Genomic DNA, 23,001 nt, shown 5'->3' with positions numbered 1-23,001 from the left:
AATTTTCCGTCATCCTCAAAGCCATTATCCATTACCCTTTTACAGAACCAATAGTTAGACCCTTTACAAAAAATCGTTGGAAGAATGGAAAAGCAATCAGTAAGGGAACAACACCTATGCAGGCAATGGCCATGCGCATTGAACCCAGCGGAACTTTAGACGCCAATTCGTCACCTTTGTTATTTAATTGAGTTGAACTCTGTAAAAATTGGATATCCTGCAGAATTCTGTTCAGCAGGTTTTGCAGACTGTAATAATGACTATCGGTGATATAAATCAAACCATTGTTCCAATCGTTCCAATAGAGAAGCGTATAAAATAATCCGATCGTGCCAAACACAGGTGTCGATAGCGGAATTATAATAGCCCAGAATATTTTCCATTCTTTCGCCCCATCGATTTGTGCCGATTCAATAAGCGGCCGCGGAATAGATGTGGCGAAGAAAGTGCGCATTAGAATAATGAAGTAGCCATTCATGAGTAAATTAGGTATGATCAGTGCCCACAACGTGTTTTTGATATGAAATAAATTTGTGTAAATCAGATAACTCGGAACGAGTCCCCCGTTAAAAAGCATCGTAAAAAAGATAAAGAAAGCCAATGCATTTTTGAAAGGCATCTCAAACCGTGAAAGCGGGTAAGCTAACATCGCAGTCAAAGATAAACCGGCAACGGTGCCAATAACAGTGACTAGAATCGTAGTACCATAAGCCCTCATGATACCTAGGGAACTATTGAATAAATACGAGTAAGCTGAAAATGTTATATCTTTTGGTAGGAAGGTATATCCATCGCGGATAATTTCCATGTCATCGGTCAACGAAGCCGAGAACAACAACCAAAAGGGAATCAAGCAGAATACGCATAACAAAATCATGATTATATTAAGGACGCCTTGATTCAGATTACTTGATTTCAATGAAGATCCCCCTTTAGTACAACGCGTTTTCTTTGTTTTTCTTGCTTACTATTGCATTAGATACCACGACAAGGATAAAACCAACGAAAGATTGATACAATCCAGCTGCAGAGGACATCCCAATGTCACCCATGGTCATCAATGCACGAAATACATACGTGTCGATTGTACCAGTAACCGAATTGAGCACGCCTGAGTTAAGAGGTACCTGATAAAATAAACCGAAATCCGAATAGAAAATTCGACCGATAGCAAGCAGAGTCATAATGGTGACGTAGGGCATAATAGAAGGTATTGTGATGTGCCAAATCTGCCGCCACCTGTTAGCACCATCAATCTTTGCGGCTTCGTAATATTCATGGTCGATTCCGATTATTGCGGCATAGTAAATAATGCAAGTGTTTCCAATACCTTTCCATAGTGTAACTAGGGTGAGAATCCATGGCCAATATTTCGTCTCGCTGTACCAAGAGATTGGATCCACGCCGAACATAGGTAGAATGCTATTATTCAAAAATCCCTTCTCAACATCGAGGAACGCAAGCACCAGATAGGAGACAATAACCATCGAGATCAAATGGGGCAACAGAATGAAAGTCTGATATATTTTGGTTAAGAATCGCTTTCTAATCTCATTAAGGATAATTGCAGTTCCAATTCCTGAAGTTGTAGTCAGCGCAATAAAGAGGAAATTGTAAAGAATGGTATTCCTCGTAATAATGTAAGCATCTTTTGTTGCAAACAGATACTCGAAATTCTTAAAACCAATCCAATCACTGCCCAACATGCCCTTAGCGAAGTTGTAGTTCTTAAAAGCAACAACAACCCCGAACATAGGCAAATAATTGTTAATTAGCAGATAAAGCAAGCCTGGAAGGGCCATAAACACTAACGTTCTGTACCTTTTAGCCTTTCTAAGCTCCAGAGCTAACTTTGTTGTCTTTTTCATTTTTAAGTCCTCCTGGTCTGCCTGGGTCTTAATCACGGCTTCATTTTGCAAGGGTCTCTGCCACCTTTCAATTGATTGCTTTCATTTTAAAACATAAGGAAAATACAAACTATTAAATATCAGGCATTGCTCTTACAAAATTCAGACATCGTTTATTTAGTTAAGCGCAAAAAAAGAAGGTATCATTTCTACCTTCTTTTTTTATTTCATATTCAAAATGATTCCTTTCGATAATGCTTTCTATACTCCTGAGGTGTCATCAATACTTCCTTCTTGAATATCGATGAAAAGTACGGGAAATTGGTAAATCCGACAGCCATGGCAATATTAGTAATGGATATATTTGTGCTTGTCAGCATTTCCTTTGCTATCATGATCCGCTCTTGCAGAATATAATCATTTATGGAATTGCCTGTTTCTTTTTTAAAAACCTTTACAATATGATCAGGGCTTAACCCAAAATAATCGGCAATACACTGTCGAGACAGATCCTCATCGATATGAAGGGCAATATATTTTCTTATTTTTTCTACAATCGTTTCATTCAATTCCCCACCCTTGATATGAAAAAATACCACCTCTATAACATCCAACATCCATACCTGCAGATCCTTCACGGAACGTAAAGCGACTTCTAATCGCACTGGAGACAAATGATCGGATAAAATTTCATCAGCTCGGAAACCCTTATTCTGTAAGGTAGCCATGATCATTTGTATAAATCCTTGGTAAAATTGGGTGATCCATTTGGCATCAAGCCCTATAATTCGTTTCCAAGAATCTAAGAATTGTTGCGATTCTTCAATAAGCTTACTTTTATCGCCTTGCTTGAACATCTCTGACCAAATTTTGAAAGGCGGCATTGAAAGCTCAATTTCCTTTTTTTGATGATCTTCAAGAAAAATAACACGGTCAGTAAAATTGACATAATCCTTCTTAAAAGCAATCAAGCTTTCAACGATATCCCGAATTTCATGAATGGGTGCTGTTGTCCCGATATAACAGGAAAGATGACAATAGAAATATTTATTGCATGCTTCAATAAAATCCTTACAACGCATTCTTATAATTCTTCTAAATCGTGGTAAATCTTCTTGGTTCCAATTCTCAGTCGGAATAAACACCAATCCGCTTTCATCATTGATCCACACAAGCTCAGCGGAAGCATGATCTTGAATGACTAATTCCTTCAAGGCATTTTTCAACGCATACTTCATGATTTGGGTATCTCGCGAGTTTAATGGCTTCTCCCAATGATGTATACTAATGAGGAACGGCAAGAATTGCATCGATTTCGAGAGTGGTATATTTAATTTTCGAATCATTTCCTCCAAATGATCTGGATCGGAAGGAATCGCTTGACTCAACACGTCCCGCCAGAAACTTTCGATTATGATTACAGCGGATTCACGTTCCTTTCTAATCTTCTCTAATCCCTTTCTAACCACTTCCTCCAACTCATCTTTGGGGATAGGCTTCAGCAAGTACTCGAAGCTACCAAGCTTTACAGCTTTTTTGGCGTAATCAAAGTTCGGGTGAGCGGTTAGAAAAATACACTCTGTTTGCTGAGATGACTCCCGCACCCACTCAACCAATTCTAACCCGCTTCCCTGCGGCATCTCGATATCACAAATCATCAAATCAATTGTTTGTTTATCAAAAATCTCTTTTGCTTGCCGAATATTATAAGCAACCGATACGTTGACAAAGCCGAGACGTTCCCACTGCACACTCGATTTTATTCCGTCCGCGATGAACATTTCATCATCCACAATTAATAAGCGATACATGTTACATCCCCCCTATTTTATACGGCAGCATGATGTCTACGACGGCTCCATCATCATTCGAGAACTCGATATGTGCCTGATCCCGATATAACAATAGCAGCCTGCGTCTTACATTCCAAATCCCGATATGCTCTCCCTCTTCATTGGTTAAGTTCATTTTTTGCTTTAACTGTTGCAGCACCTCCTCTGAAAATCCTTTTCCTGTATCACGGATACGGATTTGCAATTTCTGTTCTTCAGGGCTAGTACCAATAGCGTTGATAATAATATCAATATGGGTGGTTCCGTCCGTATCGATCGCATGCTTAATCGTATTCTCTGCAAAAGACTGAATCATTAAGGTAGGAACAAAGCAATCGTCCAGACCTTCCTGAACGGAGATGGTAAAAGTGAAGCTTTCCGGAAAACGAAATTTCTGGATTTTCAAATAATTCTCAGTATGTGCCAGTTCATCCCGCAGCAGCACAAAATTTGTATGACTCCGGAACATGAAGCGAAAATAACGGATCAAGGAGAGAGACAGCTCTTGGATCAAACCAACTTTATTTTCCTGTGCGAGATAATAAACGACGTTTAAGCTATTTAGAAAAAAGTGAGGGTTGATTTGGAGCTGCAAATGCTTAAGTTCGGCCCTTTGGCTAATTAACTGCTCTTCGTAAACATTAATCTTTAATTGCTGAATTTCTGAAACCATACTGTTAAACGATTCGTTCATCAGCTCGAATTCATTGGAGGAAGGTTTGAGATCTATTCTCTGTCCTAAATTGCCCTGTTTAACTCTCCGCATTGCAGTTACGAGCCGATTGACCGGAACTAATATGACCTTTCTCAAGAAAAATAAAGTAGCGACTAATACAAATGCAGAGCCTACTACAATAAACAGAATAATTCGCTGAAGATATGGAAGCTTCTCCAGGATCACCTCATCAGGAATAAGTGCTACAAGCCTGAAACTTCCCTTAGCCGATTGTTTACCAGTGACCAGATATTTGTCTCCTTGACCGGTTAGATAATATGAATCCGATTTATTAGTCAGGTTTATTTGATTCTCTGTAAAAAACTTCTCATCCTGAAGAGGTGTGCCGTTAGCGTCAACAAACAATGCTTTGCCCGTGATTCCCAGATTCAACAAATCAAGTGGCCCCATAACATCATTTGCATTAACACCAGCTCCAATATATACGTTTCCGGATTTAATGATGTGTATGAGATAGAAGCTTTCTTCCAGTTTAACCGCAATCCATTTTAGATTTGAATAACCTTGCTTCATGGATTTATCCTGTAATAGGTTAACAATCGCGCGTTGGATCGGTTGATTTTCGGAGTAAGCATGACCTGTCGGTTTAGGAGCAAAAACCAGATCATCATTTACTACCGAATAAGCAAAGAAATAATCAAGCCCCTTGTAGTAAACGCTGTTATCGGTTAGCTTCTGAAATAACCATAGCTTGTCCAAATTATATTGATCAAGATCTAATTTTTCCGGATGATAAAGGAATTGTAGTCCGCTTTCTTCTGAAACAACCTTTATTAAATAACGATCAATATCTTCCAATAGGGCATCACTTAGACTCATGTAGAGATTTACCAAATTGCTGTTGGATTGTGCGACCTGATTTCTTACAACATCGATCGAGTACAAGTTGTTGTAACTTAGAAAAATAATCATGGGCAGAATGATTGCAACGAGGCCAGCCGTTAGCTTAAAGCGGATGGAATTAAACATAGCGCGATTAACCAATTGTTGAAGGATCATATTTGTCCTTTCTTCTTTTAAGATGTATGGAGCAACTAGCCGCAGGATATCCAACACTGTTTACTATTATAAACTTAAGTTATTGGAGATACACCTTCGGGGTACTTACTCGATAATTTATCATCATCTATCACATATAAGCCGAATGTCTAAGAAACATTTCGGATCATTCATCAAAGTACAATTGGTAAACAAGTAAAAGAACATCATTCTTTTTAAAAGAGGATGTTCTTTTACCAAATAAACACTTGTTTAGTTAATATCGGAGTGGCTATTCTCCTATGAGGTATATATCTAACTTGAGGATCAACCAGCTTCCTTTATATGTTTATATGTGACCTTGGCGATCGCTTCGGCACCTATAGCATTCGGATGAATGCCATCAGATACAAACCAGCCTCTATGACCTGCGGTTTCCTTATGAATATCAATTATTCCTAAGTTCATTTCTTCTGAAAGTTCCTTTACGGCATCTGCTGCCTCCTTTATCTCAGCCTTCCGTACATCAAACATCATATGGCCGGAAGACACCCCATCTTTATAGTATGGCGTTGCAGGTGTCAATAAATAAACGAATGGTTGGGAATCCAGCTCTTGATAACCCCTAATTAGCTTCTTAATCTGTCGTTTAAATTCTTCCTTCCCTTTCCAGTTATGAGGCTTGGAATCATTCGTGCCAAACATGATGAGCACGAGATGCGGTTGATAATTTTTACTCCTCTGATAGCGATACTCCTTCTTATAAGGATGATCGCCTGTTTCCATCGCTGTTCTTCCACTTACTCCAAAATTGCGGACATTGTATCCCTTTCCCAACATCCTGCCCAGAACGTAGGGATAGTTGAATCTGTACCAATTTTTTATCAATAGACCATAGGTGATACTGTCACCTATACAAGCGATCCTTACATCGCCTTTTTTAACTCGTTTCCCAATAGGGATAGCTGTGAAGCCTAAATAACCTAAATACCAATAGACGATTCCTAATACAAGTACTACAATACCTGTAAATATGAAAGGCATCTTTTTCTCCTTTCACCATCATAGTAAACAATCTGAGTAATTCTATATAAGACTTAAGACAGGCTCTAATGAACCTGTCCAGCCGTTTAAAACATAGGTTCTATCAATGAGCGTTAATCTGTACGGATTTTGGAGCACAACCTTGTGCTGAGACCGTCACCGTAATCATTCCGGGACCGGTCGGGCGCACGACAGCTAACGCTTTACCGTCGAAGGTTGTATGTTTGGTATCGTGGAAGCTTTCTTCCGACTTCGGATTGGCACTGCCAAAGCCCTGCAGCACACCGGTGCCCTCTAAGTTAACAGAAACCATCCGATCTACGGTGTTATACAGATTTCCTTCCTTGTCTACAAGGCTGATCATGACGAACGAAAGATCACTGTCAGATGCGGAAATCTCCGTGCGGTCCGCCTCGACCTTCATTGTGACGTCACCGTTAGCTGAATGGAGTGTCATCCGACCGGTTTCTTGTCCGCCGCAGTAAGCTACTGCTACAATTTCCCCAGGTTGATAGACGGTATCGATAACTGCTTTATAGCGGTTCTGTTCACCTGCAGCGGCTTTGCCTACCGATACGCCATTCACCATGAGCTCGACTTCCTCCGCATCAGCATACACTTCCACTTTGATCGGTTTACCTTCATACCCACTCCAGGACCAGCTTGATACGGAATCGCTCCAGCTCCACATCATCGGAATAACCTGCTTTCCATAATGTTCCGGCCTTTGAACGGCAATGTACGGATCCTTCCGCAGCCCAAAAACGATTTCGCGGTAATAGGATACCGGACGCCTATTGCCTATGATGTCTATATCTCCGCACCAGGCAGTAAACCACGGATATCCGCCTACGATGCCGGTCGCCAATTCAGAAGGATCGTAAACGACTCTTCCGATTCCCGATTCACCAAGATAATCCCAACCCGTCCAGGTAAAATCGCCAATGATTCGACTGTTCTCCCTTACCTTCTTCCAGTTTTTATCTATTTGATCGGGTTTAGTCTCACTGCCTACAATCACCCGGTTCGGAAACAGCTCTAAATCCATTATGTAGCGTGCTTCCCCGTAGTTATAACCTGCAATATCAACACAGGCAAAGGATTCAGCCGTTTTATCCTTCGCAAGATCGCTAACTACGATCGCAGCCATGTGCTCCCCCAAGTTGTTCATCATCGTGTTAATGCCTTCACTGCTGCCTTCGCTGTTATCCGCCTGGTTGGCTTTCATCATCTTAATCATCTCATCCAGAACCGATACCATAAAGTTGATGGAATTCGTTACGTAACGTGTACTGTCAAGGATACGGATCTTTTCGGCCATCTTGCGGCCCCATGTCGAGTCAATCGCTCTTCCGGTTTCCGGAATCTCATTGCCGATTGTATACATAATGACACTCGGATGATTGTAATTTTTGTCCACCAACGCCTGGATATCTTTCTCCCACCATGTAGGGAAGAGAAGCGCATAGTCATGATCGACTTTCGTGGAGGTCCACATATCAAAGCTCTCGTCCACCACCAACATACCTAGACGGTCGCAAGCGACTAGAAGCGCCTTGCTCATAGGATGATGTGCGCTTCGGAGCGCATTGAAACCTGCATCCTTTAGTATCTCGACCCGACGCTCCTCTGCCCGGTCTATTGTAGCGGCGCCGATTACACCATTGTCGTGGTGAATGCACGCGCCGCGCAACTTCACAACCGCACCGTTGATACAAAGGCCTTTTTCCTGGTCCACTGTTAGCGATCGAATACCAAAGGTGTTCGTTTCCTCGTCAAGCAATTCCTCATCCAATGATGTAATACGGGTTTGGCATTGATATAAATTGGGATTCTCCACGCTCCAAAGCTTCGGTTGCCTAACAAAAACACGTTGTCGGAGTGTAGCACTTTCTCCTGCAAAAGTCGTAATCGGTGAAATTTCGTGCGCTACGACATTCCCTTCAGAATCGACGATTTCCGTCTGTACGCTAACAGTTCTAGTGTGGAGACCCTCATTCTCGATTACAGTTGCCACTGTAACCACTGCACGTTCGCTATTGATATCAGGAGTAGAAACTTTCACGCCATCAAGGGTGATATGCACTAGATTCCCGACAATTAACTTCGTATTGCGATAGATACCTGCACCGGAATACCAACGGGCATCCTTTTGATTCATGGCAACAACCTTGATCTCGTTTTCCTCGCCGTATTTCAAAAACCGATCAGCTTTAATATAAAAATTTGTATAACCGTACGGATGCTGTCCAGCAAAATCGCCGTTAATGTACACCATCGCATTCATGTAAACACCTTCAAACTCGATGGTTACACGTTTTTCTTTGTATTCCGACGGCACGAAGAACTTCTTTTTGTAGTCATATCCCCCTTCTGGGAAGAAACCAATGGCGACGTTTCCCCCTTCCTCGGGCTTCAGTTTCTTGTTTCCTATCATGGCATCATATGGAAGTGTAATTGTCTTAGGAGCGATGGGTGCAGCTACAATCTCCGAAAAAAAACCTGACTTCGGTCCAACCGTCCAATTATCGTTAAAGGAAGTTCTTATCATCGTTTATCTCGCCTTTCAATTTGAAATTATGGCAAGCTGCAATTGTATTTGTTGATGCTTGCTACTCCATTGTAATAATAGGCGTTTTACATGGCTTCTATATTTCCGTCATGCAGCTTTCAATTTTCCGTTGTCTCCTATTCAAATACTTCACTATCCGGTTTTACTGTTCACCGTAATTCTATGCTATAATTCTTGTAAAATTAGACTAGAGGTGAATCAAAATGTATTGGACTCCATTATTTGAAAACGATGTACCAGTAGCTCCCTTCGGCTCTTAGTGGAGTGAAGGTGACTACTTCTCTCCGTTAGGGGCATTTTCGACCCAAATAAAAGACGGAGGGCATCAAAAATGAAAAACACCTTATTAGGTTCTATATATTTAGCTTTAGCATCCAGTATTTGGGGTGGTATGTACGTTGTCGTTAAAATGGTAGTATCGGTCATACCTCCACTGGAACTTGTGTGGATGCGATACTTAGTGGCTATTGTAGCTCTTCTCATTATCGGCTTAATCACACAACAAAAATGGCGGATTGAGAAACGTTATGTCTTAATAATCATAACCATTGGTGTCATTGGTAATGCCATTTCAATTGTTGCTCAGGAAACGGGTACAATGCTATCCTCAGCACAAATGGGAGCCATTATAACTTCTTCAACACCAGCATTTATGGTTATTTTTGCTCGCTTACTCCTTAAAGAACGGTTGACGTTAAAAAAGGGAATCTCTGTTTGTTTAGCGACAATTGGAGTTTTTCTCATTGTTGGAGTCGGTCATATGGATCTGTCCAGTAAACTTGGTGGTATTTCACTGCTTATTGCGGCTTTAACATGGGCACTCATGTCTGTACTTGTCAAGCGTGTGCCGAGTGATTATTCACAAATTGTGTTAACAACCTATTCTATCTTGGTAGCTCTAATCGTGTTGACCCCTTTTGTTTTGCCACGATTACATGCAATTAATATGTCTCAACTGACTCACCCGACTATTTGGGGAGGACTCTTGTATTTGGGTATTGTCTCGACAGCAGGTGGATTTATACTTTGGAATCGTGGATTACAAATGCTTAACGCCTCAAGTGGGGGGGTATTTTTCTTCTTTCAACCCGTGGTTGGAACATTACTTGGTTGGCTTATGCTAGGAGAGAAAATAGGTGTAACGTTTTGGATAGGCTCTATCCTAATTCTCATAGGTGTTTTATTCGTTATCATAGAGAAAAAATAGTATTTAAACACCCCTTCAACCGTATCTGAAGGGGTGTTGCTTGTTTAACAGCACTCATTATTCATGAATAAATATAATTGCCTTTATTCAACTAAACTGCTCGTCCCTCGGTTCTAATGCTTTATCTCACTTTTACTCACTCATTCGCAGGATTCCGTTGCCTTGGTTAACAGTAGTCGTCTGAAAAGTACATTTACGTACAGCAGAACCTTCTCCTCACTGATGTCAGCGCCACAAAAACTTAGCTCGATTGCTCTACCCGGGACCTATCTAACCACACCATATAGGCGTAATAAGTACCTCATTAAGATTTTTTCAAACCTAAGCATCCTTCTCCTTGTAATCGAAGAAGCCGAAGTCCGCATGCAGGAGCGTCCCTCTCAAATCCTGTGCGCACAGCCCGACGAATGCAACGGTAAAAGATAATTTACGTTGGTAAATATCGGCCAAGATTGCCAGAATACACTGTCGGACCGATAGACTGCCACGCCCGATCATCTGTACGATAAGAAGAATTGAATTTTATCGAAATTCATTGTTGCTTTAAGATGTATGTGTTCCCCTTCAGGAATCGGCACATAAGCGTCCAATCCATCATGCTGCCCCTGATCGCTTAGGATTAACGCCAGATGCTTGCCCAGTTGTTCATCACGGGAGATGCGCAGATAGTTAATGATCGGATTCATCATAGTAGTACAAGACCCGCCATTTGGGTAAAAACTTCCGGCTCGAACGCCACGCATGTCAGCATCTCGCACTGGAAGCTTTGAATGCGTCTTGCCACCGACATTGAATTCCATGAAAGCGTTATTCTTTAGGTCGATGTGCATATTCTTTTGGACAATATTCAATAAAACATAGAGGGCATAATCACGAATGATCATGCCCTTCGAATCAACTTCCACTTTTGTCCCGAAGACCCGTTTTTCAACCCTATCTTTACTCAGTCCCAATATAAATACCACCGACAGACACAAATGTTGTGGGAAGTTACATAGTGGAATAAGGTTTTGACTGTCAAAAGGAGCCTGTTGGTGAAGAAAGGCAGCCGAATACAGACCATGCCCTTTTGAAATGCATAAAAAAATCAAATAGCCTTACGATTTCTCGTAAGGCTATTATCATTTGTTGTATATTCAGCATATTTAATGAACCAACCGCCCATCCCGAAACTTTACAATCCGTTTCGCCTGATCCGCTACCTGCCGGTCATGCGTTATCACTATTATCGTTCTTCCTTGCTCATTCAACCTCCTGAAAATATCCATAATCTCCACACCAGTCTTCGAATCCAACGCACCAGTAGGCTCATCAGCCAAGATGATCGGCGGATCGCCCGCCAACGTACGCGCAATGGCAACGCGTTGCTGCTGCCCGCCGGATAGCTCCGAAGGAAAATGATTCCTCCGGTCGAGCAAATCCACCGCTTCCAGCGCTTGCATTACCAGCGGCTCCCGTTGTTTTCTCGTCATCCCCCGATATATCAACGGAAGCTCAACATTCTCAAACGCACTCAACCTCGGCAACAGGTTAAAGCTCTGAAAAACAAACCCGATCTTCCGATTCCGAATCTCAGCTAATTGCGAATCCTTTAGAGCGTGAATCTGCTTTCCATCCAGAACATAATGGCCTTCATCCGAAATGTCCAAACAGCCGATGATATTCATCAGCGTGGACTTGCCAGAGCCCGAAGGTCCCATAATGGCGACAAACTCGCCTTGCACGATGTCTAACGTAATGTCATCCAACGCACGAATCGTTTCGCCGCCCATATGATAAAATTTACTAACATGCTCAATTTGAATTAAGGCTGTCATTGTCTTCGCCTCCATTATCTGATGCCAAATAAATGAAGAATGCGATGCTACAACCTAACGATGACTTACCGCTTCGCCTTATAAAACTCATGATACAGCTTCATGAGCGCCCGTTTCTCGATACGCGATACGTACGAACGTGAAATTCCCAGCTCCTTCGCAATCTCCCGCTGCGTCCGCTCTTCGCCGCCAAGCTCCAAACCAAACCGACCGACAACAACTTCCTTCTCGCGGTCGTCCAGTATTTCCAGATTGCGATAAATCTTGCTCTTCTCAATCTTCAACTGCACCGCATCTACCACATCGTCCGCCTCGCTGCCGAGGATGTCGATGAGCGTAATTTCGTTCCCCTCTTTGTCCGTTCCAATTGGGTCATGCAAGGACACATCTTTCCGCGTTTTCTTCAATGAGCGCAGATGCATCAGGATCTCATTTTCAATACAACGTGCCGCAAAAGTCGCTAGCTTTGTCCCTTTGTTTGGGGAGAAGGATTCGATAGCTTTGATCAGGCCAATCGTCCCGATTGAAATCAAATCTTCCAAATCTTCTCCTGTATTGTCGAATTTTTTGAGGTTATGAACACGAAGCAACGTAAACTCCCATTTCGCTTCCCACTAACTCTTTCAGTAGATAAGAAAAGAGGCCGCATAAGCCTGAAGGTTTCTTGAAGTTAAATAAATTGGCTTGGTTGTCTATTTTTAGGAGAGTCCTTTTTCTGTTGTGTTGTGATTGCCCATTGAAGATATAAGATAGGCAATTGTTCGCGGACTTTCATCGCTATTTGACCCAAGCCATTGATTAATCACTCCAATGGAACCATGAACTTTGTAAGTAAAAGAGTAGTCCATTGTTAAAACTCCCTTCCCATTCCTTCGCACATAATCTGCTAGCAAAACTTGTGATAAAAAATCCGTGTTTTCTCTCTCTGAAATCAAGATTTTATACATGGTTTTCTTTGCTTGAATAATGTGCAAAAGGTTAACTAATGATTCTTCCGTTGTGCAAGTACTTTCTCCCGTTTCTAACGTTGCCATGACTTCTTGATTAAACTCATCTTGCATGACTTCAAATAATTCGAAAGGATCCTTATAGTGCAGATAAAAGGTACCCCGGTTAATATCCGCTAATTTACATATTTCAGTGGCCGTTATTTGAGCCAGTTTTTTTGTTTCTAACAATTTAATGAAAGTCTCTTTTATGAGATCGATCGTGTATTTCGTTCTTCTATTATTTTTAATTCCAACCATTGATATCACCTCTTTCCTCATCCTATCAACAAATCCACACTGAATTGCTGAATGAATAACACTTACTCACTTATTGCTTATTGTGAAGGTAGTCATGAAGAGATTATACTGACATCGTGATATTAAATCAACATATGTTCATTCAATGGAAATCTTATCTTACATTTCCGTTTCATCTAAGTAAGGAGCGATAAAATGACAACCGTCGTTAACAAACCTAAGATCCTAATTATAGGCGCTGGGGCCGTTGGTTATTCTGTTGGTTACCATCTACACCTATCCAACACTGAGATTACATTTCTTGTTCGTAAAGGTCGAAAATCAACTTTCGATTCTCCACAGAAACTATACTGCTATGACGATGCTACATTAAAAGATTTTCATGGTTATAACGTTATTGAGGATGTAGAAAAAGTGAAACCCCAAATTTATCAGTTTATTATCATTACACAGGACGGGAGTGCAAGTCGAATGCCTGAGGGCATAGATCTGTTAACCAAGCTGGGGAATATCGTGCGTGGTTCTGAAACAATTGTAATTATGTGCGCATTTTGAAGTTGGATTCGTGAGCATTATCTAGAAGTTATGCGAATTCCAGAAAATCAGTTGTTAAGAGGAATACTCGGTACACTAAGTCACCAATCCCATGCTGTTTTACCCATACATGAGCCAACGGATCCTAAAAAAATTTCCCAAGCTATAGTCTGTTATAAACACCCGAAAAACAACATTGGTTTTCAAATTGAGACTAAGAATAAAAAGGCAGCGAAGCAATTTATTTCACTGTATAATCGTTCCCAAGTGTCTCGTTGCGGCCAAGTAAGCCCTTCCATGTTCAATGTCTACTCAAGTGTTGGTTTTCCAGTATACGCTGCTTGTGATATTTTGGGCTGGCCAAATTTTTCATCAATTATCACGAATAAAGAACTTTGGGATCTTGCTTGTCGTGCACAAATTGAAATTGCAACCCTACCTAAACATGGTTTGTCAGGAAAACTCATAGGTTTGATGATGAACTCGTACATGACAGCAAAAATCCATCTGAAAATGGAACGAGATATGTTGCCTTTAGATTATCAAGCATTTAATCGTTTTCATCATGGTGGTAAGGTTCGCACTCAGGACGTACAATCTCTTCGGGATTCAATAGCAGAAGGGCAACATCAAGGTCGATCTATGAAAGCTTTGAAGGAATTGCTGCAACTTGTGGTTGAACATGAGGCAGCAAGTAAGGAAGTTTAGAAAGAGAAAAGAGGTCCTTGCTCTCTCGGCAAGGACCCTTAACAAATATAGAGTAGTACTACGATTTCTCGTAAGGCCAGTATGGCACCGACAATGCTTTCATCGCAGGATGATCTGAAAGCCCTAATCAAACATCGGAAATAGCAGGTGATATTTCACCTGCTGTATCCTTAGCATATGAAATGCTTCAAACACCTCTAAGCGTTTCGCCATCTGAATATCACGATTTTCAGACACATGAAATCTATCGACCTTCGGGTTTTCGTTATCTATAACCAGCAACCTTTTCAAAAAAATTCGCGGTGCCAACCTGTCCGCCCTTGAGTACTAGTTCAAGACCCTCAAACTGAGGGTCATTCGCATAAGCACTGCAGAGCGGCCCTCCCGGATCAAGTGTAGCTATACATTCTATAGCATACACACCTAGCTCCCTCGTCACATACCCTGAGGTGTCTCCTCCTGCAATCAAAATACGTTTAATTCCAAGCTGTCTTACTAGCTCTTTAGCTAAAGAGCCAAGAGCCATGCCTAGCAATCGGCTGCTGTCTTCTGCCCTAATTCCCTCAGCGGCCAATACCTTGCGCATAGCTTCGATGCTCTCATCACTTGGACCTGTTGCCGAATACATCATGACATGTTTCCCTTGGGACAGCCACTGTTGGGCTTCTAGCTGCAGCTTTACGCGGGCAGCCTCTCGCGTTTCTGACATGATCAGTTCGATAATGGGTACACGAATACCCACAAATCCTGCTTGTAAGTCATGTTGAATCTGTTCTTCAGTGACCGGTGAACAGCTTCCTGAAATAACAAGGAGGGGAGGTTTAAGGACATCGAGGCCAATGGGGTTATGTGTATATACGGTTTTTCAACTTGCAACTCGTATCATGATTAGATAACCTCCATTTACGGTGTCGTTGAGTTCGAAACGGTATTCTTACAACCTCGGAAATAAAAAGATTGCCAACAACTACCTAGGCAGAATAGCCGGATCATTGGCAATCTTTTATGTCATCCCATCTTAAACCTGAGTGCCTCGCCAACTCTCGCTAGGAGTAGCCCATCATGACCTTTTGGAAATAATGTGTGAAACGTCTGCAGTGATCGTGTAGCTTCGGCCAGCTTCGGCCGTGAAAGCGATCACGCCATCTTCTACCTGCTCCCAATCTGCGACTTCTACCGCAATTGGCACTGCTGTGCGCACTTGGCAGCGTCCAGACTGTGAAGCTCGGATAGCTGCGCTCAGTAGCTTCCCATCCGCCCAGTCCAGATCGAGCTCGTAGCCACCGCGGGCGCGGATGCCGCTTATCCGGCCGGAAAGCCAAGCCTTCGGGAGCGCAGGCAGCAAATGCAGTTCACCAGCATGGCTCTGCATGAGCAGTTCGGCGATGCCTGCCGAAGCCGCGAAGTTGGCTTCGATTGTGAGCGGATAGAATGTTATTTTCGGATGGCGGTGCGCATTGAATAGGTTCGGAAATGGATTGCCCAGTAGTTTAGTCAAATACGAATGTGCCATCTCCCCATCTTCCAGACGCGCGTACATGCTAATATTCCACGAATAGCACCAGCCGATCGTATCCTCGCCTTCGTACACACGGCGGCGATCTAGGCTGACACGGGCGGCCTTAGCCAGTTCTGGCGTCCCGCGAACCGTAATCTGATTTCCCGGATGCAACGGGTACAGATGGGCGGTATGACGATGGCCCGGCTCCGCTTCATCAAAGTCGCGATACCATTCCTGCAATTGGTCGTGCCGACCGATTCGCAGCGGGAGCAGCCGCTCCAGAGCATCCTGCAAGGATTGTCTGAACTCCGTATCCGTTTCCAAAACACGTGCAGCCTCGATACAGTTCGTGAACAGCTCGCGCATCAGAGCTATGTCCATCGTTGAGCTCATACTTACCGCAGCCCGTTGTCCATCGGGTGCAATGAATGTGTTCTCCGGTGACGTCGACGGCACCGAGACGAGATTACCTTCACCATCCTCCACCAAGTAGTCGAGACAGAACAGTGCCGCTTCCTTCATAATCGGATAAGCCTTGCTTCTTAGGAAGTCCTGATCGACGCCGTAAGCGTAATGCTCCCACAAATGCTGGCACAGCCATACGCCGCCCATTGGCCAGTACGCCCAGCTTGCCGAGCCTTGGGAAGGACTCGTATTACGCCACAGATCGATGTTGTGGTGCGACGCCCAGCCCCGACAGTTGTAATAAGCCTCTGCCATACGTGCTCCGGCGATTCGTAAATCTTCCAGCAAATCGAATAGCGGTTCATGGAACTCCGCGAGATTGCAGACCTCAGCCAGCCAATAGTTCATCTGAGTATTAATATTCGTCGTATAGTTGCAAGACCATGGCGGCTTCGTCATGTTATTCCAGATGCCCTGCAGCGTCGTCGCCTGTGTGCCGGGACGCGAAGCGCTTATCATCAGGTAGCGGCCGAACTGGAAGAATAGCTCAGTAAGCCGCTCGTCCGCTTGACCGGCCAGTACGGCCGCGATCCGTTCGTCGGTCGGGATGTCATCGCGGCTTGGCGCGTCAAGCTCCAATATCACGCGATCGAAGTACTGCGTGATGTCCGCGATATGGCGTTCCCGCAGCTCGGCGTAACTCAGCTTCGCCGCTTCGTTCAGCCATGCGTCGCAACGCGGTCGCGGGTCCAACCCTTCGAGAGCGGGATCGTGGTCGAAGCCGTTAAAGCTGGTCGCAGCGGTCAGCAGCAGCGTTACTGCATCGGCTCCCTTTACGACTAGTCTTCCGCCATGCGTCTCGACATTTCCACCCTCAAGGATTGCCCGAAGATGAACCTGAAACTGGATGCCTTTATTTTCCTCGTAAACGACCGTATCTTCCGATAGCTCTTTCTCGTGATCCAGCAGGCTTGGCGCTGCGCCAGTCAGGATGATGCGGTCGATTCCAAATTTCTCGACGCCGTAATTAAGCCGGCTGGTGAGCGCCGCCTCCAGTCCGATTGCCCCCGTACGGTCGGCTTCGAGCCGCATGACCATCACCTGATCGACTGCTGACGCGAACACCTCCCGTTTTATGCGCACACCGCTCGACAACACATATTCAGTCAGGAACAAACCAGTGCGCAGATCAAGCTCACGCCGGTAATCTTCCACCGAGGAAGGATGGCTCATAACGATCTCCAGATCGCCCATGGCTTGGAACGCATTGCCCGCCGGCCCTAGCATATGCTCTTCAATAACCGCTTGAGCATCGCTGTACCGGCCTGCGAAGATGAGCCTGCGGCTCTCCTCCAAATAACGCAACGGCTCCTCGCGCTCTACCTCCCGCTTCGTACCAGACCACAGTGTATCCTCGTTGAGCGCAATTTGCTCGCGCTTGATACCGCCATAGACCATACCGCCCAAGCGGCCGTTGCCGACAGGCAGCGCCTCGACCCAATCTTCAGCCGGCTGGCGGTACCACAATTTCATGTGTTTGCCGCCTGTATTGTCTTTCATTGGTTCAGCTCCCCTGTAGTTGTGTATGAACTAACACTTCGTGCCTTACGCATTAACGACTGCCAAAATCCGGACATCCAACGCGGTAAGCAGCAGCGTGCCTTCGTGTGAAGTGCCGTTTAACAAATCAACATAGGTGCCCGCACCTATCTGAACTTCCTCTGCAGCCTCGTTATGATTAAGCAAGAACAGGAATGCTTTTCCGTCTTTGACACGGACGGACACCTCCACGCCGGAAGGCGTATCCAGCAATGGCTGTATGCCGCACGTTTCACACAAATGCCCGATCAATCCGCTCAGCATAGATGGCTCCGGCGAGGTCGCTACGTACCATGCCTCGCCTGATCCGCGTCGGTTGCGCGTAAGGGCAGGGAAGCCTTGGTAGAAGTCGCGCTCGAATACGGCAAACGGCTCTGCTCCCTCGGCATGAACGACATCACACAACACGCCGCAATCGTACGAGCCTTCCAGCTCGCCAAGCTGCAATGTCATGACGACGCGATTTCTCTGATGTTCCATCGGTGCGTCGATCTCCTCCACCCATATACCGAGCAGCTCGCGAAGCTCGCCCGGGTAGCCGCCAGGCATAACCAGATCGCTCTCGCCAACGATGCCGCTAAACGTTGTGGTAACCAGCGTGCCGCCCTGCTCCACGAAATGCTCCAAACGTGCGGCATAGCCCGGATGAAGCAAATACAACACCGGAGCAACCACAATCTCATAATCAGTCAGAGCCGTTTCCACGCCGATCATATCAACCGGTATATTCCGGCTGTAGAAGGCTTCATAATACTTCTCGACTTCCTTGACATAGCGCAGATCCACGGTTAGTCCGCTGGAATGCTCTATCGCCCACCAGATTTCCCAATCGAACACGATCGCCGCGCGTGCATCAGAGCGCGCGCCAAGCAAAGTATCGCCTAGCTGCTGAAGCTCACTGCCGATTTGGGCACATTCCCGGAATACCCGGGTATTCTCATGGCCCGCATGATCGATCATGGCCCCGTGGAATTTCTCGAAAGCGCCGAGCGAGCGACGCAGTTGGAAGTACATAACCGCATCCGCACCGCGGGCGACTGCATGATAACTCCATAGTCGGTTTATGCCAGGACGCTTCAGTGCATTGCGGGGGCGCCAGTTGAGCTGAGTCGGGCACGATTCCATCAGCATGAACGGGTCTCCGCCTTTCAATCCTCGCATCAAATCGTAGCGCATCGCCATCTGGCTCGGGGTCATGTCGTCTCCGGGATACATATCGAGCGCAATGACATCCAGTTCCTTCGCCCATTTGAAATAATTAAGTGGCTTGTACGTCCCGTTGCTTTGAAAGTTCGTAGTCACAACCGCATCCGGATTTACGTCCTTGATGGCGTCCCGTTCCAGCTTGTAGCATGCCAGAATGGAATCTGAATTAAAGCGGTCATAGTCGAGCGAAATGCCTTGGAAGGCGGTATCATCCGGATTGCTCGAGCTCAAGTGCTCGCTAAGCGCGCTCGGCAGCACAATTTCGTTCCAATCGTAGAACGTATGGCCCCAGAATCGGGTATACCAGGCGCGATTCAGCTCCTCGAGCGTGCCGTACCGTTCGTGCAGCCACATACGAAACGCCGTCTCGCAGTTGTCGCAATAACATCTCAAACCGTATTCATTATTGACATGCCACAGCAGCAATGCAGGATGATCCATATAGCGCTCCGCAAGCTTGCGTGCCATCCGCTCCGAATATAGCCGGAAGGTCGGGCTGTTCGGGCAAGAATTATGCCGGCGTCCGAACTTGCGCTTGCGGCCGTCATACTCGACCAGCATGACATCGGGATACCGCATCGCCATCCATGCAGGATGAGCCGCCGTCGACGTACCAAGACAGACCTTAATTCCCTGTGCATGAAGCTTATCCATCATCTCGTCCAGCCAGTCAAAGCAATACGTTTTCTCATCCGGCTGATTAAGCGCCCACGAGAAAACGTTGAGCGTGACAATATCCACACCGGCGATCTGGAACAGCCGCATGTCCTCATCCCAGATTTCCCGTGGCCATTGTTCCGGGTTATAGTCTCCTCCGTACATTAATTTCGGTAAGTTCTCCGTAAACATCAGCTATTCGTCCCCTTGGCTTCAAAGAATCTTTTGATTTCCATCACACTGCGGCGCAGACTCGACAGCGTAGGCTTGCCGATACACTCCTGAGCTATTACGTGTAGGTAAGCGCTATCTTTTCTATTAATTGTAATCGCAGAATTGAAGCAATACAGCGTTCATTATTAATGAATTTGCTTTAGATTTTGTACAGCCCCCGCAGCTGATCAACACAATGGCTCCTGTGGAGGGTACTCTCAGGGCATTAGCGTGAAAGAGGGAGACCTGGCGCCGCAAATCCTTGATCGACATCGTCAAGCACCAGCACCCAGTCGTTGCCAGGTACGCTTACCGTTGGAGGAACGAACTCTTGTGTTCCTTCGTTGTCCACCACACCAGCGGAATCACTTTCACCTGTTCGCGGATTGAACCACCAAACCGCGGCCCGCTTGCCGGAGAATAGTCCAAGTCGGAGGGTGATCGTCCGGCCCGTATAGGTGTACGCCATCAAATAGCTCTTACCCAAGTTCACGAATAAACGATCGTATCGGTAACCTGGATCGCCGCAAATCGCTGTCTCGTCAGGCGTCCGCTCATCATAAGGTCTTGATAGGACCAGATGCTTCAAATGGACCATCTGCTTCGCGCCGTCATCATCCAACGCATCGATCCAGCTCCGCGTGCAGCCGTATGCTCCGACGCCCCGCTCCTCTGTATGAAACTGCATAACCGCATTGTGTCCGTATGTATGTCCGAATGCGCCTGCGAACACTGACCAATAGGCATAACGCCTTACATCGTCCACCTTCCATCTTGGAGCTTCCAGGAAATGCAAGCCATGTGGAATATCCTCATAAGACGGCTCGCCATCTATCGTCGGCTTCAATGGTACTTTGGCCCAATCTATTTGCACAAATCGCCAGTTGTCTTCGCCGACTAACGTGTCGGGATTGTCCTCTTCCATCTGGTCATAGCTGCGATGCCCCGACTGAAACATATTGAAGTCGAGCCAATCCTCGTTATGGAACCACGTCGAGGACTGTGTCCGTCCGTACGGATGGAACGTCATCAGGTGATCTGGAGCAGCCTTCCGTATCGCGCGGCCCATATTGAGCCATACATCCCTATTATCGCTGCCACGGATATCGCCTCCATTCAGCCAGATCACGTTAGGACGATCCTTATAGCGATTACCGACCCATTCGCCGTAACGCTCCGCTGTCCCGGCATTGATTGAATAATGCTCCACAACGCTGCCCCATACGGGGACAAGCGCGACATACAGCCCTTCACGCTCTGCCATGCCGATCACCTCATCCGCATATGACCAATAACTTGTAAACTCTGGAGATCGTTCCGCATCGGGTTTGTCCAAATCGAGATCTCGGAACGGCACTCTCCCGTAAACGTTTTCAGAATTCAGATCATGCACAAGCATGATCTGGATGACGTTATAGCCCTTGTTTTTCCGGTCACGCAGATAGGTTAGCGCCTGTTCCCTCGTCGTCCGCTTTAAGAGCAGCCATGCCGTATCTCCCAGCCAAAAAAACGGAGTGCCGTCTGCATGCTGCAAAAAGCGTCCGTTTTCCGTAACAATTAGTCTCCCGTTATCCCAAGCTATCTGATTATTCAATTTCATTTACCTCCTATTTCAACTGCATTATACAATGAGAGCTTGATGCGCAATTACGCTCAAGCTCTCATTGTTTGGATTAACTGGTCTCATTCTCCGTATAAGAAAAACAGCGGCGTCGAAGCCGGCACGAAGAGCAAGAGCCAGTTCTCCGGCAAAAGCCACCTCACAGCGGCATCAGCACCCGCGCAATAGTTCGCACAGAGCTGCGAGCGGATTGGCTTTGACGGAATAAAACAACTCCCAGCCTGCAGGCAGAGTCGCTGTTAATGTTGTGCACTGACCGGCGATTATGTCAGCATCATATAGGTAGTACGGCGTTCGTCAGACATCCATTCCTTAACTTTCATATCGACCCAATCCCTTCTGGACATTTTGCATTAAGGTGATCTGCGAGTTTAAGCGGGAACATTTTGTAATGACTAATGCATTTTGTAGTGCTGCCGATATTCGCTCGGTGTGAGACCGCAATATTTTTTGAAAACGCTGAAGAAGTGTCGGACGCTCTCGTACCCAACTTGCTCGGATATACGGTGCAAGGAATCCATCGAATCGCCCAGCATTAGTAACTTCGCCTTCTTAATGCGGTACAGATGTAAATAATTGATCAACGTCAGCCCAGTCTCTTTACGAAAGAGCGAGGAGATATAATTTGGATGTAAGTATACATGCTCGGCAATTTGATCAAGTGAAATATTTTCCCTATAATGCGTCTCGATATGACGGATAATTTTTTTGACGTTCTTGGACATTTGATCGTAGTCGACGCCAGGGACGTTTTCTTCCCAATCTAATGAGGCTCGGGAGGTAACCTCATCTTCACTTTCCAGTAGCTCAAGTGACAAATTCGTCATCACGTCATAAAGCTCTGCCTTATTAATCGGCTTCAACAGATAATCAATCACTCTACAGCGTATTGCTTGGTGCAGATAGGTGGGATCATCGTATCCGGTCAAAATTATGAAGCGATTGCACAGGCCTCGCTCACGCACTTTTCGTATCAGTTCTAGTCCGTTCATCTCCGGCATTTGAATATCCGTAATAAGCAAATCGGGACGGAAGTTCTCCAGCTTTTCAAGCGCATCAAATCCATCATACGCACTGACGATCTGCGAGCACGGTGTCTGCCCTTTCTCAATGATATTAATCAACCCCTTTAACATAAAGGGCTCGTCATCTACGATCATCAGGTTAAGCATGCTATCCCTCCTCGTACTATGAGCTTTAGTGTGATAATTGTGCGTTCGCTGACATTGTATACCTTGGCCTGAATTCTCCTTCTGTAGCTCTAGTTCATGCCCTAG

The 23,001-nt window shown here is 45.2% G+C and carries 19 protein-coding genes; 3 read left to right on the top strand and 16 right to left on the bottom strand.

The features are described from left to right. Positions 1 to 31 precede the first annotated feature (31 nt). The 6 genes from ACSQ8P_RS10930 to ACSQ8P_RS10905 all read right to left on the bottom strand — a co-directional run bounded on the left by ACSQ8P_RS10930 (position 32) and on the right by ACSQ8P_RS10905 (position 8,988). Positions 32 to 877 (bottom strand): carbohydrate ABC transporter permease, encoded by an 846-nt coding sequence (locus tag ACSQ8P_RS10930; RefSeq protein WP_436239499.1) that lies wholly within the window; start codon positions 875 to 877, stop codon positions 32 to 34. 55 nt (positions 878 to 932) lie between these two features. Beyond that, the gene (locus ACSQ8P_RS10925) at positions 933 to 1,868 is read right to left on the bottom strand and encodes an ABC transporter permease (protein ID WP_436235192.1); all 936 of its coding nucleotides are present in this window, start codon (positions 1,866 to 1,868) and stop codon (positions 933 to 935) included. Between the two features lie 212 nt (positions 1,869 to 2,080). Next, positions 2,081 to 3,658, bottom strand: a complete 1,578-nt coding sequence (locus ACSQ8P_RS10920; protein WP_436235191.1) for a response regulator — start codon at positions 3,656 to 3,658, stop codon at positions 2,081 to 2,083. 1 nt (position 3,659) lies between these two features. Then, a complete protein-coding gene (locus tag ACSQ8P_RS10915; RefSeq protein WP_436235190.1) occupies positions 3,660 to 5,384 on the bottom strand; it encodes a sensor histidine kinase in 1,725 nt (574 codons plus the stop codon). Between the two features lie 336 nt (positions 5,385 to 5,720). Further along, positions 5,721 to 6,437 (bottom strand): GDSL-type esterase/lipase family protein, encoded by a 717-nt coding sequence (locus ACSQ8P_RS10910; protein ID WP_436235189.1) that lies wholly within the window; start codon positions 6,435 to 6,437, stop codon positions 5,721 to 5,723. A gap of 103 nt (positions 6,438 to 6,540) precedes the next feature. After that, positions 6,541 to 8,988 (bottom strand): glycoside hydrolase family 2 TIM barrel-domain containing protein, encoded by a 2,448-nt coding sequence (locus ACSQ8P_RS10905; protein WP_436235188.1) that lies wholly within the window; start codon positions 8,986 to 8,988, stop codon positions 6,541 to 6,543. 352 nt (positions 8,989 to 9,340) lie between these two features. Here ACSQ8P_RS10905 and ACSQ8P_RS10900 point away from each other — a divergent pair, with 352 nt between their 5' ends. Further along, positions 9,341 to 10,216 carry a DMT family transporter gene (locus ACSQ8P_RS10900; RefSeq protein WP_436235187.1) on the top strand — a complete coding sequence of 292 codons (876 nt, stop codon included), beginning with the start codon at positions 9,341 to 9,343 and terminating at the stop codon, positions 10,214 to 10,216. A gap of 321 nt (positions 10,217 to 10,537) precedes the next feature. Here the strand turns inward: ACSQ8P_RS10900 and ACSQ8P_RS10895 are convergent, their stop codons facing one another. The 5 genes from ACSQ8P_RS10895 to ACSQ8P_RS10875 all read right to left on the bottom strand — a co-directional run bounded on the left by ACSQ8P_RS10895 (position 10,538) and on the right by ACSQ8P_RS10875 (position 13,280). Beyond that, the gene (locus ACSQ8P_RS10895) at positions 10,538 to 10,714 is read right to left on the bottom strand and encodes a hypothetical protein (protein WP_436235186.1); all 177 of its coding nucleotides are present in this window, start codon (positions 10,712 to 10,714) and stop codon (positions 10,538 to 10,540) included. Continuing rightward, positions 10,711 to 11,169: a hypothetical protein gene (locus tag ACSQ8P_RS10890; RefSeq protein ID WP_436235185.1), complete on the bottom strand. Its 459-nt coding sequence runs from the start codon at positions 11,167 to 11,169 to the stop codon at positions 10,711 to 10,713. The genes ACSQ8P_RS10895 and ACSQ8P_RS10890 overlap by 4 nt, the downstream gene beginning before the upstream one ends. A 192-nt stretch (positions 11,170 to 11,361) precedes the next feature. Then, the gene (locus tag ACSQ8P_RS10885) at positions 11,362 to 12,033 is read right to left on the bottom strand and encodes an ABC transporter ATP-binding protein (protein WP_436235184.1); all 672 of its coding nucleotides are present in this window, start codon (positions 12,031 to 12,033) and stop codon (positions 11,362 to 11,364) included. 65 nt (positions 12,034 to 12,098) lie between these two features. Next, entirely contained in the window at positions 12,099 to 12,623 is a 525-nt protein-coding gene (gene sigK / locus ACSQ8P_RS10880) for an RNA polymerase sporulation sigma factor SigK (protein WP_173115694.1), read from the bottom strand. 108 nt (positions 12,624 to 12,731) lie between these two features. Next, positions 12,732 to 13,280, bottom strand: a complete 549-nt coding sequence (locus ACSQ8P_RS10875) for a TetR/AcrR family transcriptional regulator (RefSeq protein ID WP_436235183.1) — start codon at positions 13,278 to 13,280, stop codon at positions 12,732 to 12,734. 195 nt (positions 13,281 to 13,475) lie between these two features. On the opposite strand from ACSQ8P_RS10875, the gene ACSQ8P_RS10870 reads away from it, so the two are divergent. Continuing rightward, positions 13,476 to 13,835 carry a ketopantoate reductase family protein gene (locus tag ACSQ8P_RS10870; RefSeq protein ID WP_436235182.1) on the top strand — a complete coding sequence of 120 codons (360 nt, stop codon included), beginning with the start codon at positions 13,476 to 13,478 and terminating at the stop codon, positions 13,833 to 13,835. A gap of 30 nt (positions 13,836 to 13,865) precedes the next feature. After that, complete coding sequence (locus ACSQ8P_RS10865; protein WP_436235181.1) at positions 13,866 to 14,522, top strand: hypothetical protein; 657 nt, start codon at positions 13,866 to 13,868, stop codon at positions 14,520 to 14,522. 265 nt (positions 14,523 to 14,787) lie between these two features. On the opposite strand, the gene ACSQ8P_RS10860 is transcribed toward ACSQ8P_RS10865, so the two are convergent. From ACSQ8P_RS10860 to ACSQ8P_RS10840, 5 genes are all read right to left on the bottom strand, one after another. Further along, positions 14,788 to 15,327, bottom strand: coding sequence for a nucleotide-binding domain containing protein (locus tag ACSQ8P_RS10860; protein ID WP_436239498.1), 540 nt, complete (start codon positions 15,325 to 15,327; stop codon positions 14,788 to 14,790). Between the two features lie 255 nt (positions 15,328 to 15,582). Further along, complete coding sequence (locus ACSQ8P_RS10855; protein WP_436235180.1) at positions 15,583 to 17,988, bottom strand: glycoside hydrolase family 95 protein; 2,406 nt, start codon at positions 17,986 to 17,988, stop codon at positions 15,583 to 15,585. A 45-nt stretch (positions 17,989 to 18,033) separates the two neighbouring features. After that, positions 18,034 to 20,082 carry a beta-galactosidase gene (locus ACSQ8P_RS10850; RefSeq protein WP_436235179.1) on the bottom strand — a complete coding sequence of 683 codons (2,049 nt, stop codon included), beginning with the start codon at positions 20,080 to 20,082 and terminating at the stop codon, positions 18,034 to 18,036. A gap of 247 nt (positions 20,083 to 20,329) precedes the next feature. Next, positions 20,330 to 21,697 (bottom strand): glycoside hydrolase family 140 protein, encoded by a 1,368-nt coding sequence (locus ACSQ8P_RS10845; protein WP_436235178.1) that lies wholly within the window; start codon positions 21,695 to 21,697, stop codon positions 20,330 to 20,332. 422 nt (positions 21,698 to 22,119) lie between these two features. Next, the gene (locus ACSQ8P_RS10840; protein ID WP_436235177.1) at positions 22,120 to 22,896 is read right to left on the bottom strand and encodes a response regulator transcription factor; all 777 of its coding nucleotides are present in this window, start codon (positions 22,894 to 22,896) and stop codon (positions 22,120 to 22,122) included. Positions 22,897 to 23,001: the final 105 nt, after the last annotated feature.

It is taken from the genome of Paenibacillus sp. LjRoot153 (assembly GCF_964253085.1).
Classification (GTDB): Bacteria; Bacillota; Bacilli; order Paenibacillales; family NBRC-103111; genus Paenibacillus_E.
This window is presented reverse-complemented; position numbering and strand designations above follow the sequence as displayed.

What these genes read in the sequence shown, in the direction of transcription:
- ACSQ8P_RS10930 (WP_436239499.1), bottom strand. Translation starts at nt 877, where the DNA reads ATGATTTTGTTATGCGTATTCTGCTTGATTCCCTTTTGGTTGTTGTTC.
- ACSQ8P_RS10925 (WP_436235192.1), bottom strand. Translation starts at nt 1,868, where the DNA reads ATGAAAAAGACAACAAAGTTAGCTCTGGAGCTTAGAAAGGCTAAAAGG.
- ACSQ8P_RS10920 (WP_436235191.1), bottom strand. Translation starts at nt 3,658, where the DNA reads ATGTATCGCTTATTAATTGTGGATGATGAAATGTTCATCGCGGACGGA.
- ACSQ8P_RS10915 (WP_436235190.1), bottom strand. Translation starts at nt 5,384, where the DNA reads ATGTTTAATTCCATCCGCTTTAAGCTAACGGCTGGCCTCGTTGCAATC.
- ACSQ8P_RS10910 (WP_436235189.1), bottom strand. Translation starts at nt 6,437, where the DNA reads ATGCCTTTCATATTTACAGGTATTGTAGTACTTGTATTAGGAATCGTC.
- ACSQ8P_RS10905 (WP_436235188.1), bottom strand. Translation starts at nt 8,988, where the DNA reads ATGATAAGAACTTCCTTTAACGATAATTGGACGGTTGGACCGAAGTCA.
- ACSQ8P_RS10900 (WP_436235187.1), top strand. Translation starts at nt 9,341, where the DNA reads ATGAAAAACACCTTATTAGGTTCTATATATTTAGCTTTAGCATCCAGT.
- ACSQ8P_RS10895 (WP_436235186.1), bottom strand. Translation starts at nt 10,714, where the DNA reads ATGATCGGGCGTGGCAGTCTATCGGTCCGACAGTGTATTCTGGCAATC.
- ACSQ8P_RS10885 (WP_436235184.1), bottom strand. Translation starts at nt 12,033, where the DNA reads ATGACAGCCTTAATTCAAATTGAGCATGTTAGTAAATTTTATCATATG.
- ACSQ8P_RS10875 (WP_436235183.1), bottom strand. Translation starts at nt 13,280, where the DNA reads ATGGTTGGAATTAAAAATAATAGAAGAACGAAATACACGATCGATCTC.
- ACSQ8P_RS10870 (WP_436235182.1), top strand. Translation starts at nt 13,476, where the DNA reads ATGACAACCGTCGTTAACAAACCTAAGATCCTAATTATAGGCGCTGGG.
- ACSQ8P_RS10865 (WP_436235181.1), top strand. Translation starts at nt 13,866, where the DNA reads ATGCGAATTCCAGAAAATCAGTTGTTAAGAGGAATACTCGGTACACTA.
- ACSQ8P_RS10855 (WP_436235180.1), bottom strand. Translation starts at nt 17,988, where the DNA reads ATGAAAGACAATACAGGCGGCAAACACATGAAATTGTGGTACCGCCAG.
- ACSQ8P_RS10850 (WP_436235179.1), bottom strand. Translation starts at nt 20,082, where the DNA reads ATGTTTACGGAGAACTTACCGAAATTAATGTACGGAGGAGACTATAAC.
- ACSQ8P_RS10840 (WP_436235177.1), bottom strand. Translation starts at nt 22,896, where the DNA reads ATGCTTAACCTGATGATCGTAGATGACGAGCCCTTTATGTTAAAGGGG.